At 69.9% G+C, this 14,200-nt stretch carries 12 protein-coding genes and 1 pseudogene; 7 read left to right on the top strand and 6 right to left on the bottom strand.

The window, feature by feature from the left end; all coding sequences use genetic code 11:
* Window positions 1-182: hypothetical protein (locus tag TY51_RS10620; protein ID WP_042249382.1), on the bottom strand; the 182-nt coding region annotated here is incomplete at its 3' end.
* A gap of 116 nt (window positions 183-298) precedes the next feature.
* Between TY51_RS10620 and TY51_RS10615 the strand changes: the two genes are divergently transcribed.
* Both TY51_RS10615 and TY51_RS10610 read left to right on the top strand, forming a co-directional pair.
* On the top strand, window positions 299-1,669 hold the full coding sequence (locus tag TY51_RS10615; protein ID WP_042249379.1) for a YcjX family protein: 1,371 nt from the start codon (window positions 299-301) through the stop codon (window positions 1,667-1,669).
* Between the two features lie 393 nt (window positions 1,670-2,062).
* The gene (locus TY51_RS10610) at window positions 2,063-2,743 is read left to right on the top strand and encodes a TIGR01620 family protein (RefSeq protein WP_307536189.1); all 681 of its coding nucleotides are present in this window, start codon (window positions 2,063-2,065) and stop codon (window positions 2,741-2,743) included.
* Here the strand turns inward: TY51_RS10610 and TY51_RS10605 are convergent.
* The gene (locus tag TY51_RS10605) at window positions 2,740-3,189 is read right to left on the bottom strand and encodes a GNAT family N-acetyltransferase (protein ID WP_042249376.1); all 450 of its coding nucleotides are present in this window, start codon (window positions 3,187-3,189) and stop codon (window positions 2,740-2,742) included. The genes TY51_RS10610 and TY51_RS10605 overlap by 4 nt on opposite strands.
* Window positions 3,186-4,628, bottom strand: coding sequence for a 2-isopropylmalate synthase (locus tag TY51_RS10600; protein WP_042249374.1), 1,443 nt, complete (start codon window positions 4,626-4,628; stop codon window positions 3,186-3,188). Before TY51_RS10600 ends, TY51_RS10605 begins: the two co-directional genes overlap by 4 nt.
* 124 nt (window positions 4,629-4,752) lie before the next feature.
* Between TY51_RS10600 and TY51_RS10595 the strand changes: the two genes are divergently transcribed.
* A complete protein-coding gene (locus TY51_RS10595; RefSeq protein WP_042249370.1) occupies window positions 4,753-6,411 on the top strand; it encodes an NAD+ synthase in 1,659 nt (552 codons plus the stop codon).
* A gap of 1 nt (window position 6,412) precedes the next feature.
* Here TY51_RS10595 and TY51_RS10590 read toward each other — a convergent pair whose 3' ends face one another.
* On the bottom strand, window positions 6,413-7,102 hold the full coding sequence (locus TY51_RS10590; protein WP_042249366.1) for a hypothetical protein: 690 nt from the start codon (window positions 7,100-7,102) through the stop codon (window positions 6,413-6,415).
* A 75-nt stretch (window positions 7,103-7,177) separates the two neighbouring features.
* The gene (locus tag TY51_RS10585) at window positions 7,178-8,836 is read right to left on the bottom strand and encodes an MFS transporter (RefSeq protein WP_231559007.1); all 1,659 of its coding nucleotides are present in this window, start codon (window positions 8,834-8,836) and stop codon (window positions 7,178-7,180) included.
* 354 nt (window positions 8,837-9,190) lie between these two features.
* Between TY51_RS10585 and TY51_RS10580 the strand changes: the two genes are divergently transcribed.
* The 4 genes from TY51_RS10580 to TY51_RS23405 all read left to right on the top strand — a co-directional run bounded on the left by TY51_RS10580 (window position 9,191) and on the right by TY51_RS23405 (window position 12,123).
* On the top strand, window positions 9,191-10,150 hold the full coding sequence (locus TY51_RS10580) for a L,D-transpeptidase (RefSeq protein WP_081994876.1): 960 nt from the start codon (window positions 9,191-9,193) through the stop codon (window positions 10,148-10,150).
* A gap of 128 nt (window positions 10,151-10,278) precedes the next feature.
* Window positions 10,279-11,142, top strand: coding sequence for a hypothetical protein (locus TY51_RS10575; RefSeq protein WP_052650028.1), 864 nt, complete (start codon window positions 10,279-10,281; stop codon window positions 11,140-11,142).
* Window positions 11,143-11,188: 46 nt separating this feature from the next.
* A complete protein-coding gene (locus TY51_RS10570; protein WP_231559006.1) occupies window positions 11,189-11,941 on the top strand; it encodes a lytic transglycosylase domain-containing protein in 753 nt (250 codons plus the stop codon).
* Window positions 11,884-12,123, top strand: coding sequence for a hypothetical protein (locus TY51_RS23405; RefSeq protein WP_231559005.1), 240 nt, complete (start codon window positions 11,884-11,886; stop codon window positions 12,121-12,123). The genes TY51_RS10570 and TY51_RS23405 overlap by 58 nt, the downstream gene beginning before the upstream one ends.
* A gap of 3 nt (window positions 12,124-12,126) precedes the next feature.
* Here the strand turns inward: TY51_RS23405 and TY51_RS10565 are convergent.
* A pseudogene (locus tag TY51_RS10565) lies at window positions 12,127-14,200 on the bottom strand (primosomal protein N'); the annotation flags it as partial.

Genomic DNA, 14,200 nt, shown 5'->3' with positions numbered 1-14,200 from the left:
GCGGGCGCCAGGCGGCGCGGCTCCAGCATCAGGATACGGCCCGCGATCTGATCCATCAGCGCCAGCGGCACCCGCGTCGTCTTGCCCGCGCCCGGCGGGGCCACCAGCACCGCGCGACCATGGCTGCGGATCGCCGCGCACAGCGCGGGCAGGGCGTCGTCGATGGGCAAGGCATCCGTCATGCCCGTCTTCTAGCGCCGCGGGGGTGCCCGGCACAATCGCACCGCTACACATCGCCGGGCCGCGGACCTATCTTGCACCCGCGGCGTTGGGTGTCGCGAAACGAACAGGGGCGGACATGGGTATCGGCAGCGACGTGATGGAGGGGTTGGGCCTGTCAGATCCGGTGATCCGCATCGGCGTGACGGGCCTGTCGCGGGCCGGCAAGACGGTGTTCATCACCTCGCTGGTGGCGAACCTCCTGGAACGCGGGCGCATGTCGTCGCTGCGCGCCGCGGCCGACGGGCGGCTGAAAGCCGTGTGGCTGCAGCCCCAGCCCGATGACACCATCCCGCGGTTCGACTTTGAACGCCACCTGGCCGCGCTGACCGGGCCGGACCCACACTGGCCCGACGGGACCCGTCACGTCAGCCAGCTGCGCCTGTCGATGCGCCTGCAGGGCGGCGGTATGTTCGGGGGGTTGCGCGGGGCGCGCAACCTGCATGTGGACATCGTCGACTATCCCGGCGAATGGCTGCTGGACCTGCGCCTGATGGAGCGTGACTTTGCCCAATGGTCGGCCGAGGTGCTGGACCGCATCGCGGGCCGCCCCGGCGCCGACCGGTTCCTGGCCGCGCTGGAGGCGCTGCCCCGCGACGACGGCTTCACCGAACCCCAGGCGCAGCAATTGGCCGACATATATACCGCGCATCTGAACGCCGCGCGCGACGCGGGCTGGTCGGACTGCACGCCGGGACGCTTTCTGATCCCGGGCGAGCTGGCGGGATCGCCCGCCCTGACATTCGCGCCCCTGACCCCCGACCTGCAGGCCACGCGCCTTGGCCGCGAATTCCGCCGCCGGTTCGACGCGTACAAGTCGCGGGTGATCCGGCCCTTTTTCCGCGATCATTTCGCCCGCATCGACCGTCAGGTGGTGCTGGTCGACATTCTGGGCGCGATCCATCAGGGCCCGCAGGCTGTCGAGGACATGCGCCGTGCCATGGCCGACATCCTGTCGGCCTTTCGCCCCGGTCGCGCCGGCTGGCTGGGCCAGCTGCTGGGCACGCGGCGGGTGGAGCGCATCCTGTTCGCGGCGACCAAGGCCGACCACCTGCACCACACCCAGCACAACCGCCTGACCGCGATCCTGTCGGCCATGCTGCGCGAGGCGCGCGACCGCGCCGATTTTCAGGGCGCCCGGACCGAGGCGATGGCCATCGCCGCCCTGCGCGCCACGACCGAAGACATGATCGCCCAGCCCGACGGCGACCTGCCCGCGGTGCGCGGCCGCCTGCTGGACGGGCGCCAGGCCGCGTTCTTTCCGGGCGAACTGCCCGCCGACCCCGCCGTGCTGCTGCATCCCGCGCGGCAGGGCGCGCAGTCCTGGCTGGACGCCGATTACGCGATCATGAACTTTGCACCCGCGCCCTTGACCACGCGTCCGGGCGATGGCCCGCCCCATATCCGGCTGGACCGCGCCGCCGAATTCCTGATCGGAGACCGCCTGTGACAGACGCCCCAAAAACGGACGCCCCCAACGCCCGCGCGGCCCGGTCCTGATGCCCCTGGACGACGCCCCCGGCACCCAGTCCCGCCCGCCCCGCACGGAAACCCGCGCCGACGATGCGCCGAACCCGGCCGATGCGCCTGCCATCGATGTCAGCGACGCGCCCCTGCCGCAGCCGCGCACCATGCAGATGGTGGCGCGACTGGTCGGGCGGCCGCCGTCGCGGCTGACGCGGCTGTTCATCAATGCCGGGGCGGCGCTGTTCACCTTCCTGCTGGGCGTGATGGCGCTGGATTTCATCGACGGGCTGATGACCCGCTATCCGCTTCTGGGCTGGATCGCGGTGACGTTGTTCGCGGTGTTCACGCTGGCCGCGTTGGGCATGGCGTTGCGCGAATGGCGCGCATGGCGGCGGATGGCCAGGATCGACGCGCTGCAGCGTCAGGCGGGCGCGGCGCTGGCCGCCGAAAGCTGGATCAGGCCAAGGCGGTCACCGACGGTCTGGTCGCCCTCTATGCCAAGCGCCCCGAGATGGAGTGGCAGCGCCAGCGCCTGGCCGACCGGCGGGCCGAGACCTTTGACGCCCACGCCCTGCTGACCCTGACCGAGACCGAGCTGCTGGCCGGTCTGGACCAGCAGGCGCGGCGCGAGATCGAGGCCGCCGCCCGCACCGTCGCCGCCACCACCGCGCTGGTGCCGCTGGCCCTTGCCGACGTGGCCGCCGCACTGGCCGCGAACCTGCGCATGATCCGCCGCATGGCCGAGATCTATGGCGGGCGCGCCGGTGCCGTCGGCGGCTGGCGGCTGGCGCGCACCGTGATGACGCATCTGATCGCCACTGGCGCGGTGGCGGCGGGGGACGACCTGATCCACACGATGGCGGGCGGCGGCATCCTGGCCAAGCTGTCGCGCCGGTTCGGAGAGGGGCTGGTGAACGGCGCGCTGACCGCCCGCGTGGGCATCGCCGCGATGGAGGTCTGTCGCCCGCTGCCGTTCCTGTCCCAGCCCCGGCCCAAGGTCGGCAACCTTGTCAGCCGCGCGCTGACCGGCCTGTTCACGAACGACGACGCGCGCTAGGTCAGCGCCAGCTTGTACCCGACATGCGACGGCACGAACCCCAGCCCGTCATAGAACCGGTGCGCATCGGCGCGCGACCGGTCCGTCGTCAGCTGCACCAGCGCACAGCCCCGCGCGCGGCATTCCGCGATGGCCCAGTCCATCATCGCCCGTCCCAGGCCCGCGCCGCGATGGCTGCGGGCGACGCGCACCGCCTCGACCTGGCCGCGCAGTGCGCCGCCGCGTGCCAGCCCCGGAATGAAAGTCAGCTGCAGGGTGCCCACGACCTGATCCCCGTCCTGCGCCACCGCCAGCAGCTGGGCCGGATCGACATCGATCAGATCGAAGGCTGCACGATACCGCGCCACATCCGCCGGATCCTCGCGCGCCGCGCCCAGCTGGTCGTCCGCCAGCAGCGCCGGGATCGCAGGCAGATCGGCCGCAGTCGCACGGCGGAACGCGGTCACGGGGCCTCGGCCGGCAGGTCGGGCGCGTCTTCGGTGGGGGCCGCGTCGGTCGACCCCTGGTCAGCCTCGATCAGGCGGTTGTCCTGCCATTCGCCCGACGCGACCTGGCCGGTGGCATAGCGCATGACGCCCTGCCCCTGCCGCTTGCCCGCGGCAAACGTCCCCTCATAGCGGTCGCCGTTGCCGTAGGTCGCGACCCCGGTGCCGTCGATCTCTCCGGCCTTCCAGCCGCCCTCATAGATGAACCCGTCGGGCGTGGTCAGGCGCCCCGTGCCCGACCGCAGCCCGTCGACGAAGCTGCCGGTATACACGGTTCCATCGGGATAGGTGGCCTGGCCCTCGCCGTGTCGCTGGCCGTCCTTCCAGGCGCCCGAATAGACATAGCCGTCGGGATAGGACATGCGCCCCTGCCCGTCGTTGCGTGCGTTGCGGAAACCGCCCTCATAGACCATGCCGTTGGCATAGCTGGCCTTGCCCTCGCCCTCGATCACGCCCTCGGACCACTGGCCCTCATAGGTCGATCCGTCGGCATAGGTGATCTTGCCGGTGCCGTCGGGACGGTCGGCGCGCATCTGGCCCAGATAGACCGACCCGTCGGGATAGGTGATCTGACCGCGCCCCTCCATCCGGCCCTGCGCCCATTCGCCGACATAGACATAGCCGTCCGCGCCCGTGAACGTGCCCTGCCCGTGGCGGCGGTCATCGGCGAAATCGCCGTCATAGACGTCGCCGTTGGCATAGGTGGCGACGCCCTTGCCCTGCCGGCGCCCGCCCTGCATCTGGCCGTCATAGCGGTCGCCCGTAGGCTGGACCAGCACGCCCGCGCCCGACATCTGGCCTGCCGCCCAGACGCCCTCGTAGGTCAGCCCGTCCGACATCACCAGCTTGCCCTGGCCCGCGCGCTGGCCGGCCAGCATCGCGCCTTCGTAGGTGGCGCCGTCGGGATAGGTGATCTTGCCCTGACCCTCCTTGACGCCCGCGTTCCAGTCGCCGTCATAGCGATAGCCGTTGGCCTGGGTCAGCACGCCGCGACCCTGGTGCAGCCCGCTGACGAACTGGCCCTCGTAGACCGACCCGTTGGCATAGCGGGCGATGCCCTGGCCGGTGATCTCTCCCTCGGCCCAGGTCCCCTCGTAGGTGCCGCCGTCGGCATAGGTGATCGTGCCCTGGCCATGCGGCTTGCCGCCCGCGAACTGGCCCACATAGACGGAACCGTTGGGAAATTCGGCGCGACCCTGGCCCATGATCTGCCCCTCGACCCAGTCGCCATCATAGCGATAGCCGTTGGGCAGGACATAGCTGCCCTGGCCATGCTGCAGCCCGTTGCGGAAGGTGCCCTCGTAGACGCCGCCATCGTCGTACTGCTTGGTGATGACCTGGGCGGCCACCGGGCCTGCCCAGATCGCCAATGCCAAGGCCGTTCCGATTGCCGCTTTCATCGCCTGTCGCCCCTTACGGTGTTTTGCCGCAGGTTTACCCCGGAAGGCACCCATGCGCAAAGGCCGACTTTTCCTTGGGCGGTCGATCCTCTATCCAAGGGGCCACACAACCGGGGTGCCCGTGATGACCGACCGTTTCCGCCTGACCATCGGCCAGCTGAACGCCACCGTGGGCGATCTGGAGGGCAATGCCGCACGCGCGCGCGACGCGTGGGAACAGGCCCGCGCCGCCGGCGCCGACATGCTGGCCCTGCCAGAGATGTTCATCACCGGGTACCAGACCCAGGACCTGGTGCTGAAACCCGCCTTTGTCGTGCAGGCCCAGGATGCGATCATGGAACTGGGCCAGTCGCTGACCGATGGTCCCGCCATCGGCATCGGCGGCCCCTGGCGCGACGGCGACCGGCTGTACAATGCCTGGTGGGTGTTCCGGGACGGGGCGCTGGTCGCCCGCGTGCTGAAGCACCACCTGCCCTACAAGCAGCTGTTCGACGAATTGCGCCTGTTCGACAGCGGCCCGATCAGCGGCCCCTATCCGGTGGGCGCGGCCCGCATCGGCAGCCCGATCTGCGAGGACAGTTGGTACCCCGACGTGGCCGAGACCCTGGCCGAGACCGGGGCAGAGATCCTGGTCGTGCCGAACGGCAGCCCGTACCACCGCGACAAGCTGGACCTGCGCATGGGCCATATGGTCGGCCGCGTCGTGGAAACGGGCCTGCCGCTGGTCTATGTGAACATGGTCGGCGGTCAGGACGACCAGATCTATGACGGGGCCAGCTTCGTTCTGAACCCCGGCGGCCACAAGGCCGTGCAGCTGCCCGCCTTTCAGGAGGCGGTCGTGCATGTCGACTTTATCAACGGCGCCGACGGCTGGCGCGCCGAACCCGGCCTGATGGCGCCACAGCCCGACGCGTGGGAACAGGATTACCACGCGATGATGCTGGGCCTGCGCGACTATCTGCGCAAGTCGGGCTTCCGCAAGGTGCTGCTGGGCATGTCGGGCGGCATCGACAGCGCGCTGGTCGCGACCATCGCCTGCGACGCGATCGGGCCGGAAAACGTGCGCTGCGTGATGCTGCCATCGGAATACACATCCCAGACCAGCCTGGACGACGCCGCCGATTGCGCGACACGCCTTGGCGCGCGGCTGGACACCGTGCGCATCGACGGCGCGCGCGATGCGGTCGGTGGCGCGCTGGCGCATCTGATGGATGGCACCGAACCCGACATCACCGAGGAAAACATCCAGTCCCGCCTGCGCGGCGTGATGCTGATGGCGCTGTCCAACAAGTTTTCGGAGATGCTGCTGACCACCGGCAACAAGTCCGAGGTCGCGGTCGGCTATGCCACCATCTATGGCGACATGGCCGGCGGCTATAACCCGATCAAGGACCTGTACAAGACGCGGGTGTTCGAGACCTGCCGCTGGCGCAACGCCAATCACCGCGACTGGATGATGGGCGCGCCCGGAGAGGTGATCCCCATCCGGATCATCACCAAACCGCCGTCGGCCGAACTGCGCCCCGACCAGCGCGACGACGACAGCCTGCCGCCCTATGAGGTGCTGGACGCCATTCTGGACGGGCTGGTGGAACAGGACCTGTCGTTGGCCGATCTGGTCGCGCAGGGGTTCGATGCCGATACCGTGCGGCAGGTCGAAAAGCTGCTCTATGTCAGCGAATGGAAGCGGTATCAGGCCGCACCCGGACCGCGGATTTCCACCCGCGCGTTCTGGCTGGACCGGCGCTATCCGTTGGTGAATCGCTGGCGCGACCGGCTGTAGGTCAGAACTCCAGCCAGGTGCCCAGCCGGATAGCCTGTTCGGCGGGGCCGGACAGGGGACTGACCATGCCCAGCTCCACCTTGATCGGTCCCGGCACGTCGAAGACCAGCGACGACATCAGCCGGGCCGAGGCATCCTCGTCCTGGCGGTGTTCCAGCCACAGGCTGTTGATGACCATCAGCCCGTCGCGCGGACGCAGGCCCACCGTCACGTCGGTCTTGACCACCCGTTCGGCGGTCAGAAAGCTGGCGGCAAAGGACGGGCGCACGGGCGCGCGCGGGTCCGGCGCGCTGCCGGTCATCTTGGCCAGCACCTGCGCGCTGACCCAGCCCTTGTCGAAGCCGCGCCCCCAGGACAGCGCGCCCTGGACCACGGGCAGGGTGTATTCGCCCCGCCGGATCACCCCCGCGCCCGACTGCATCGCGAACCGGTTCGGCCCCTGCCCGCCGTCCAGCGCGCGCTGCAGCCACAGGATGGCGCTGGTCTCCGCCTGGTCGGCGCGGCCCAGTTCCATCCCCAGCGTGGTGCGCGGCGTCAGCCCGTATTCGGCATAGACCGAGGAATAGGTGCTGTCCGCGCGGTTGCGTTCCCCCGACAGCGACAGAAAGGTCCGCCCGGCCTCGCGCGGCCACGGCCCGGCCTGCACACCGACGGGCAGGAACAGCGCCAGCAACAGGACAAGTCGGATCATCTGCCAGCCTTTCGCGCCAAGAATTGCACCAGATCTGGCACAACCCGCGCGTGCAGGCGAGGGGGAAAGACCCGGTCAGGGGATCTCGATCTTGCCCATCAGGGGGACGTCGTCCTGTGGGCCGACATTGTGACGCTCGATCATGCGGTGGACCAGGGGGTCGGCGTCGCCCTTGTGCAGCGCGCGCAGGGCCACGGCGACCTCGGCGTCCGATTTCGTGCGGCGCAGGTTGTGGCGGACATATTCGTCCCAGGTCGCGATGTGATAGCTTTCGCTCCACTGGTCGGGATGTTCCAGATCGCGCAGCAGCGACCAGTTGCGCGCCCCGTCCCGCCTGCGGATGTTGCGCCGCCGCTGCATCAGGCGCAGGAATTCGGGCACGTCGGGCTGATCGATGCGGTAATCGACCATCACCATGATCGGCCCCGACCGTCCCCGCAGATCCAGCATCAGCGCGGGCTCGCGGAACCGGTTCACCGGGTCCAGATCGACCGCCCCGAATTCGCGCCCGCAGCCAGAACCCGATGGCGGCGCCCAGCAGCAGCACGCCCCCGCCGCGGTCAGCGCCGTGTCCAGCCCCTGCGCGCCCGCGACCATGCCCCAGATCCAGGCCCCGGCCGCCATGCCGCCGAACGTCGCCATCTGGTACAGGGCCAGCGCGCGGGCCACGACCCAACGCGGCGTCGACAGTTGCACCGTCACGTTGAACAGCGACAGCGCCAGCACCCAGGACGCCCCCGCAGGCAGCATCGCCGCCGCATGCAGCCAGACCGATTCCGTCTGGCCCAGCACCAGCGCGGCGATGGCAAAGCCCGCAAAGGCCATGCGCACGACGTTCTCGTTGTTCAACCGCGCCCGGATGCGCGGGTTCAGCAGGGCGCCCCCGATGGCGCCGACGCCGTAACAGCCCAGCAGACCGCCGAACAACAGCGATCCCCCCTCGGGGTGGCTTTTCGCGACCAGCGGCAGCAGCGCCAGCACCGCGATGGCGGCAAAGCCGAACAGCGCGCCCCGCGTCATCACCCGCAGCAGGTTGGGCGACAGCGCGACATAGCGCAGGCCCGCCCCCATCGCAGCCATGAACGGTTCGGGCGTGGTCACGCGCGGTGCCAGCTTGGGCTTCCACTGCGACATCGCCCCCAGCAGCGGCAGATAGCTGAGCGCGTTGACCGCAAAGGCCGCCGACGCACCAAGCGTCGCCACGATCAGGCCGCCCGCCGCAGGCCCGACGCTGCGCATCAGGTTGAAGCCCACGGAATTCAGGCTGACCGCCGCGGGCAGGTCCTTTCGGTCGACCAGATCGCCCATGCTGGCCTGCCAGGGCGGGTTGTAGACCGCCTGCCCCGCGCCCAGCAGGAAGGTGAAGCCCAGCAGCAGCCATGGCGTCAGCCCACCGGTCCACGCCACGGCGGCCAGCGCCAGCGACACCAGCGCCATGAAGATCAGCGCACCCATCAACAGGGTCTTGCGGTCGAAGATGTCGGCCAGCGCCCCCGCCCCGATCGCCAGCAGCATGATCGGCAGCGTGTTCGACGCCTGCACCAGCGCGATCAGCGTGGCGCTGTCGGTCAGCTGGGTCATCAGCCAGGCGGCGCCCACCGCCTGCACCAGGCCGCCGAAATTCGACACCAGCGTCGCGCTCCACAACAGGCGAAAGTCGCGATAGCCCAGGGGGGCCAGCGCGCCGGTCCGGGTGGAGGCGCGTGTGGGGTCGGGGTCTGTCGAAGGGGTCACGGATCGGCCTTTCCTGCGTCGGGCATCGCGGTCAGCCTAGGCGCGTGCCCGCGGACCCGCAACGTCGCCGCCGGTCCGTTCAACGCAAAGTTTTTGTCCGCACATGAAACCCGATGACACGCCAAGTTGTTCATCACACGCATAAAGGTGATCCACCTGACGCCGTTGCGCCACATAGATTGGGCGCAAAAGCCACGCGGACCCCGTCTAGGGTGGCTCGGGGTTGACGCGGATCGGCGGCCGGCCTCATGGAAGAACATGCGAATCGCGCCCGCCTGGTGGCGCAACAGAACAGATGCTGCCTCGGGACCGCCTCTGCCGGCGCGACCGACGATGAACAAGGAACAAGCAACGATGCGCCTCGCTTCCCTTTTCGCGGCGCTGGCCCTGGGGCTGGCGGCCTGCGGTCCCTCGCAAGAGACCACGACCACCACCACCCAGCAGCCGGTCCAGATCCCCGAGATCTATCAGGCCCGCACCGATACCGGCCCGAACGGAGAGCCGATTCCAATCGCTGCCGTCCGCGCCGCCTATCTGAACGACCGCAACACCCGCCAGCTGGTGCCCTATAACGGCACCGAGTCGCCCGGCACCATCGTCGTCGATCCCTATGCCCGCGTGCTGTACCACGTGCAGCCCGGCGGCCAGGCGATGCGTTACGGCGTGGCCGTGGGTCGCGCCGGCCTGACCTTCGAAGGTCGCGCCACGATCGCCCGCAAGGCGTCCTGGCCCAGCTGGCGTCCAACCGACAACATGATCCGGACCGAACCGCAGCTGTACGAACAGTTCGCCGGCGGCCTGCCCGGCGGCATGCAGAACCCCCTGGGGTCGCGCGCGCTGTACCTGTACCAGGGCAGCGTCGACACGTATTACCGCATCCACGGCACGCTGGACCCCTCGTCCATCGGCAAGGCCACGTCGGCCGGCTGCATCCGGATGTTCAACCAGGACGTCATGGACCTGTTCGAACAGATCCCCAACGGCACCGAGGTGATCGTCCGGTCGCAGGCGGAAAGCGTCCGCATGGAAGGCCCGATGCAGGAAACGCCCGAAGGCTATGTCCTTCCCGCGGCCGCAGCGGAGCCCGCCGTCGACCCGGCAGCGACCGCGCAGGTTGCCACCACGCCCGTGCAAACGGCGATGGCTGCGCCCGTGCCCGTCGAATCGGCCGTGCCTGCGGGAATCACCGACCCCTATGCCGCGATGACTGCGGTCCCGACGGCGACATCGGTTCAGCCGATGCTGGTCGACGATCCCTTTGCGACGGCGGGCGGTTTCGTCTCGCCGGTCGAAAGCGCCGTTCCCGCCCGGTAAGGCCGCAGGCGGTTTGGCCAAAAGATCAGGGGCTCCGGTTGCGACCGGAGCCCTTTCCAATTGCAAAACAGACGATTCCTGCGCACAGTCCTGCCGAACACATCATCCGTCCGCCAAGGGTCCCGCGAATGCCGAACTATGCCAAGCGTGAGCAGGAACTGCTCAGCCCCGACCAACTGACGCTGGCCGAACAAAGCCGTCACCCCGCGCTTGGCGCGCTGGACGATGCGGCGTTGCTGACGCTGATCGACGCGCTGCGCGCCGCGCGCGCCAAGGCCACGACCGCCGACGGCGAAGGCGACCCCGCCCCGGCGGAAATGCTGCGCGCGGCGTTGCGCCGGACCGACATGGAACGCCGCAAGCGTCGCCTGTCGTCGCCCGGCATCCCCGCCGCCGCACCTGCGGAGGCGAAGCCCGCGGCGAAACCCACATCCGCCAAGCCTGCCGCCGCCAAGCGCAAGCAGGCGACCGTCCCGCGCACGCCCGCCGACCGCAAGCCGGCCGAGGCGCGCAAGACCGATCTTCGGACAGAGCCGCATCGCGTTCCGAAACGCGGCGCGAAAGCGGCGCCCGCGCCCGTCGCTGCGGATGCACCGGCAGAACCGGCTGCGATGCCCGCGCTGAGCGACGACACGGCGCAGAAGACCGCCAAGCAGGCGGCCCGCAAGGCGCAGAAGGATTCTGCCAAGGCCGTCGAGAAGGAGGCCGCGAAGGCCGCGCGCAAGGCTGAACGCCAAGCCGCGAAGGAGGTCCAGAAGACCGCCGCCAAAGCTGCCAAGACCGCCGAGAAGGAGGCCGCCAAGACCGCCCGCCGCGCCGCCCGCAAGGCCGAACGCCAGTCCGAGAGCGCCGATGCCAAGGCCGCGCGCAAAGCCGCAAAGCCTGCCAAGGACGGCGCGGCACCCAAGCCCAAGGCGGATGCCAAGCCCGCAAAGGCCAAATCGGCCGAGGCGAAGCCCGCCAAGAAATCCAAGCCGAAGAAATCCAAGTGATCGTCCGCCCGCGCATCGGGTGCGGGCGGATGGCCGGCCCGCAGCGATGATGTCCATCCCCCGGATCCTTGGTGCCGCCGCATTGGCGCTGTGCTGCGTTACCGCGCCGCTGTCCGCACGGCCGGCGATCGACGCCCTTCACGGCCTGCCCCCGCCCCGCATGTCCGAGGACCTGCGCTGCAGCGACAACGGCCGCGACTGCATCGCGCGCGACAACTATGCCGCCGATGTCTGCAAGCTGATCGAACGCAACGCGGCCGATCACCGGCTGGACCCGGCCTTTCTGGCGCGTCTGCTGTGGAAGGAGAGCCGGTTCGAACCATCGGCCGTCAGCCCGGCGGGCGCGCTTGGCATCGCGCAGTTCATGCCCGGCACCGCCGATCTGTACTGGCTGGACGATCCGTTCAACCCGGCCCAGGCCATCGCCAAATCGGCATGGTATCTGGGCCAGCTGCGCGACCGTTTCGGCAATATCGGCCTGGCCGCCGTCGCCTATAACGGTGGGGAAAACCGGGCCGCACGGTTCATCGCCCAAGCCACGACCCTGCCCTTTGAGACGGTCGATTACGTCGAATCGATCACCGGGTTCAGCGCGCATCGCTGGCGCGACAACCCGCCGCCCCAGCAGGAGGTGAAGCTGGCCCTGGCCGACGACCAGGCCTTCCGCCCGGCCTGCGAGCGGATGGCCGGCGAACGGTCGCTGCGCGAGTTCAACACCCAGCCCCCGGCGATGCCTGGGGCGTGGTCGTCGCCAGCCATCCCAGCCAGGCGGGCGCGGCGCAGCAGGTCGCGCGGCTGAACCGCACGCTGCGGCCGATTTTGACGGACGGGGCGCGCGTGGGCTATGTCCGCAAGCGGCTGAACAGCATGCCGCGCGCGGTCTTTACCGCGCAAGTCGGCTATTCCTCGCGCGACGAGGCCACGCGGTTCTGCAACCGGTTCAAGTCCCTGGGCGGGCGCTGCATCGTCCTGAAGAACTGATCGCTAGAGGAAGCTTTGCGGGTCGATGTCCACGGACAGACGCATGTTCGTGGGCAGCTTGACCCCCGCCAGCCAATCCGCGATCGCCGCCTGCAGGGGCGCCTGACGCGGCGCGCGGATCAGCATCCGCATGCGGTGACGCCCCCGCACACGCGCGATTGGCGCGGGCGCAGGCCCCCACAGTTCGGCCCCGACCTCGGCCAGGGGGGTGGCCAGCCCGGCCAGATGGCGGGCGAAATCGGCGACGGTGGGCAGGTCGGGATGGGACAGGATGATCCCCGCCAGCCGGCCGAAGGGCGGCATGCCGGCCGCCTGACGGCCTGCGGCCTCGGCGTCCCAGAAATCCTCGTCGCGCCCCGACAGGATGGCGCGGATCACCGCGTGGTCGGGCTGGTGCGTCTGCAGCAGCGCCAGCCCCGGCGCGGCGCCGCTGATGCGCCCCGCGCGCCCCGCCACCTGCCGCATCAGCTGAAAGCTGCGTTCCGCGGCGCGCAGATCGGCGCCCTGCAGGCCCAGGTCGGCATCGACCACCCCCACCAGCGTCAGGCGCGGAAAGTTGTGCCCCTTGGCCACGATCTGCGTGCCGATGATGATGTCCGTGTCGCCGTCCGAGATCTGGGCGATCGTCTCCTTGAGCGCCCGGGCCGAATGGAACAGGTCGGATGACAGCACGGTGGCCTTGGCGTCGGGGAAACGCGCCGCGACCTCCTCGGCGATGCGTTCGACACCGGGACCGATCGGGGCCAGCTTGCCCTCGACCCCGCAGCTGGGGCAGGCGGTGGGGATGGGTCGCGTCTCGCCGCATTGGTGGCAGACCAGGCGGTTCTGGAACCGGTGTTCGACCATCCGCGCGTCGCATTGATGGCACCCGATCTGTTCCCCGCAGGCGCGGCAGACGGTGACGGGTGCGAACCCGCGACGGTTCAGGAAGATCAGCGACTGTTCGCCCTTGGCCAGCCGCGCGGTGACCGCCTGCGCCAGCGTGGGGGATATCCAGCGCCCCTGCTCCATCGCCTCGGCGCGCAGGTCGATGGCGGCCATCTGCGGCAGCTCGGCCTCGCCATAGCGACTGCGCAGGTCCAGCCGCGCATATTTGCCGCTGGCCGCGTTCACCCAGCTTTCCAAGGACGGTGTGGCGGATGCCAGCACCACCTGCGCCCGGCTGATGGACGCGCGCAGCACCGCCATGTCGCGGGCGCTGTAATAGACGACGTCCTCCTGCTTGTAGCTGCCGTCATGCTCCTCATCGACGACGATCAGGCCCAGATCGGCAAAGGGCAGGAACAGCGCCGACCGCGCGCCGACGACCAGTCCCACCTGCCCCCGCCCGGCCATGTGCCACAACCGGCGGCGTTCCGTGCGGGTGATGCCGCTGTGCCATTCGCCGGGCCGCGCGCCGAACCGCGCCTCGACCCGGTCCAGGAATTCGGCCGACAGCGCGATTTCCGGCAGCAGGACCAGCGCCTGCCGCCCCTGCGCCAGGCATTCGGCCACGGCCTCCAGATACACCTCGGTCTTGCCCGACCCGGTAACCCCGCGCAGCAGCGTGGTGCCATAGCCGCCCGCCCGGATCGCGCCGCGCAGCGTGTCGGACGCCGCCTGCTGGTCAGGGGCCAGCGGCTTGCCGGGCCGCGCGGGGTCCAGCACCGGATAGGGCAGATCGCGCGGCGCCTCGATCTCGGCCAGGGCGCCGCTGGCGACCAGGCCCTTGACCACCGACGTGCTGACGCCCGCCAGTTGCGCCAGCTCGGAGGCAGCAAAGCTGGCGCCGCCGTGATCGGCCATGACCTGCAGCACGCGGGCCCGCGCCTCGGTCGCGCGACCCGGCTGGCCCGATCCCGGCACGATGATGCGCCGAGCGGCAGGGGGCTGATCGATGTCGGGCGCGCGCGTGGCCATGCGCAGCATCGACGGCAGCGGCGTCAGCGTGTATTCCGCCGCCCGCGTCAGGAAATCCAGGAACCGCGCGTCAAAGGGCTGCGCGTCCAGCACGCGGGCCACGGCGCGCAGTTTGGCCAGGTCGAAAATCGCCCACCCCCGGCCCCCAGACCAGCCCCAGCACCCGGCGCGGCCCCAG

Origin of the sequence: Paracoccus sp. PAMC 22219 (assembly GCF_000787695.1) — a bacterium.
Lineage (GTDB): Bacteria > Pseudomonadota > Alphaproteobacteria > Rhodobacterales > Rhodobacteraceae > Paracoccus.
The sequence above is the reverse complement of the archived record's forward strand: the minus strand, read 5'-3'. Positions and strand labels throughout refer to the sequence as shown.

Bases quoted from the DNA above. Each gene is read 5' to 3' on its own strand.
- TY51_RS10600 (WP_042249374.1), bottom strand. From the start codon at position 4,628: ATGAAAGCGGCAATCGGAACGGCCTTGGCATTGGCGATCTGGGCAGGC.
- TY51_RS10610 (WP_307536189.1), top strand. From the start codon at position 2,063: ATGGCGCGCATGGCGGCGGATGGCCAGGATCGACGCGCTGCAGCGTCA.
- TY51_RS10615 (WP_042249379.1), top strand. From the start codon at position 299: ATGGGTATCGGCAGCGACGTGATGGAGGGGTTGGGCCTGTCAGATCCG.
- TY51_RS10570 (WP_231559006.1), top strand. From the start codon at position 11,189: ATGATGTCCATCCCCCGGATCCTTGGTGCCGCCGCATTGGCGCTGTGC.
- TY51_RS10595 (WP_042249370.1), top strand. From the start codon at position 4,753: ATGACCGACCGTTTCCGCCTGACCATCGGCCAGCTGAACGCCACCGTG.
- TY51_RS10580 (WP_081994876.1), top strand. From the start codon at position 9,191: ATGCGCCTCGCTTCCCTTTTCGCGGCGCTGGCCCTGGGGCTGGCGGCC.
- TY51_RS10575 (WP_052650028.1), top strand. From the start codon at position 10,279: ATGCCGAACTATGCCAAGCGTGAGCAGGAACTGCTCAGCCCCGACCAA.
- TY51_RS10590 (WP_042249366.1), bottom strand. From the start codon at position 7,102: ATGATCCGACTTGTCCTGTTGCTGGCGCTGTTCCTGCCCGTCGGTGTG.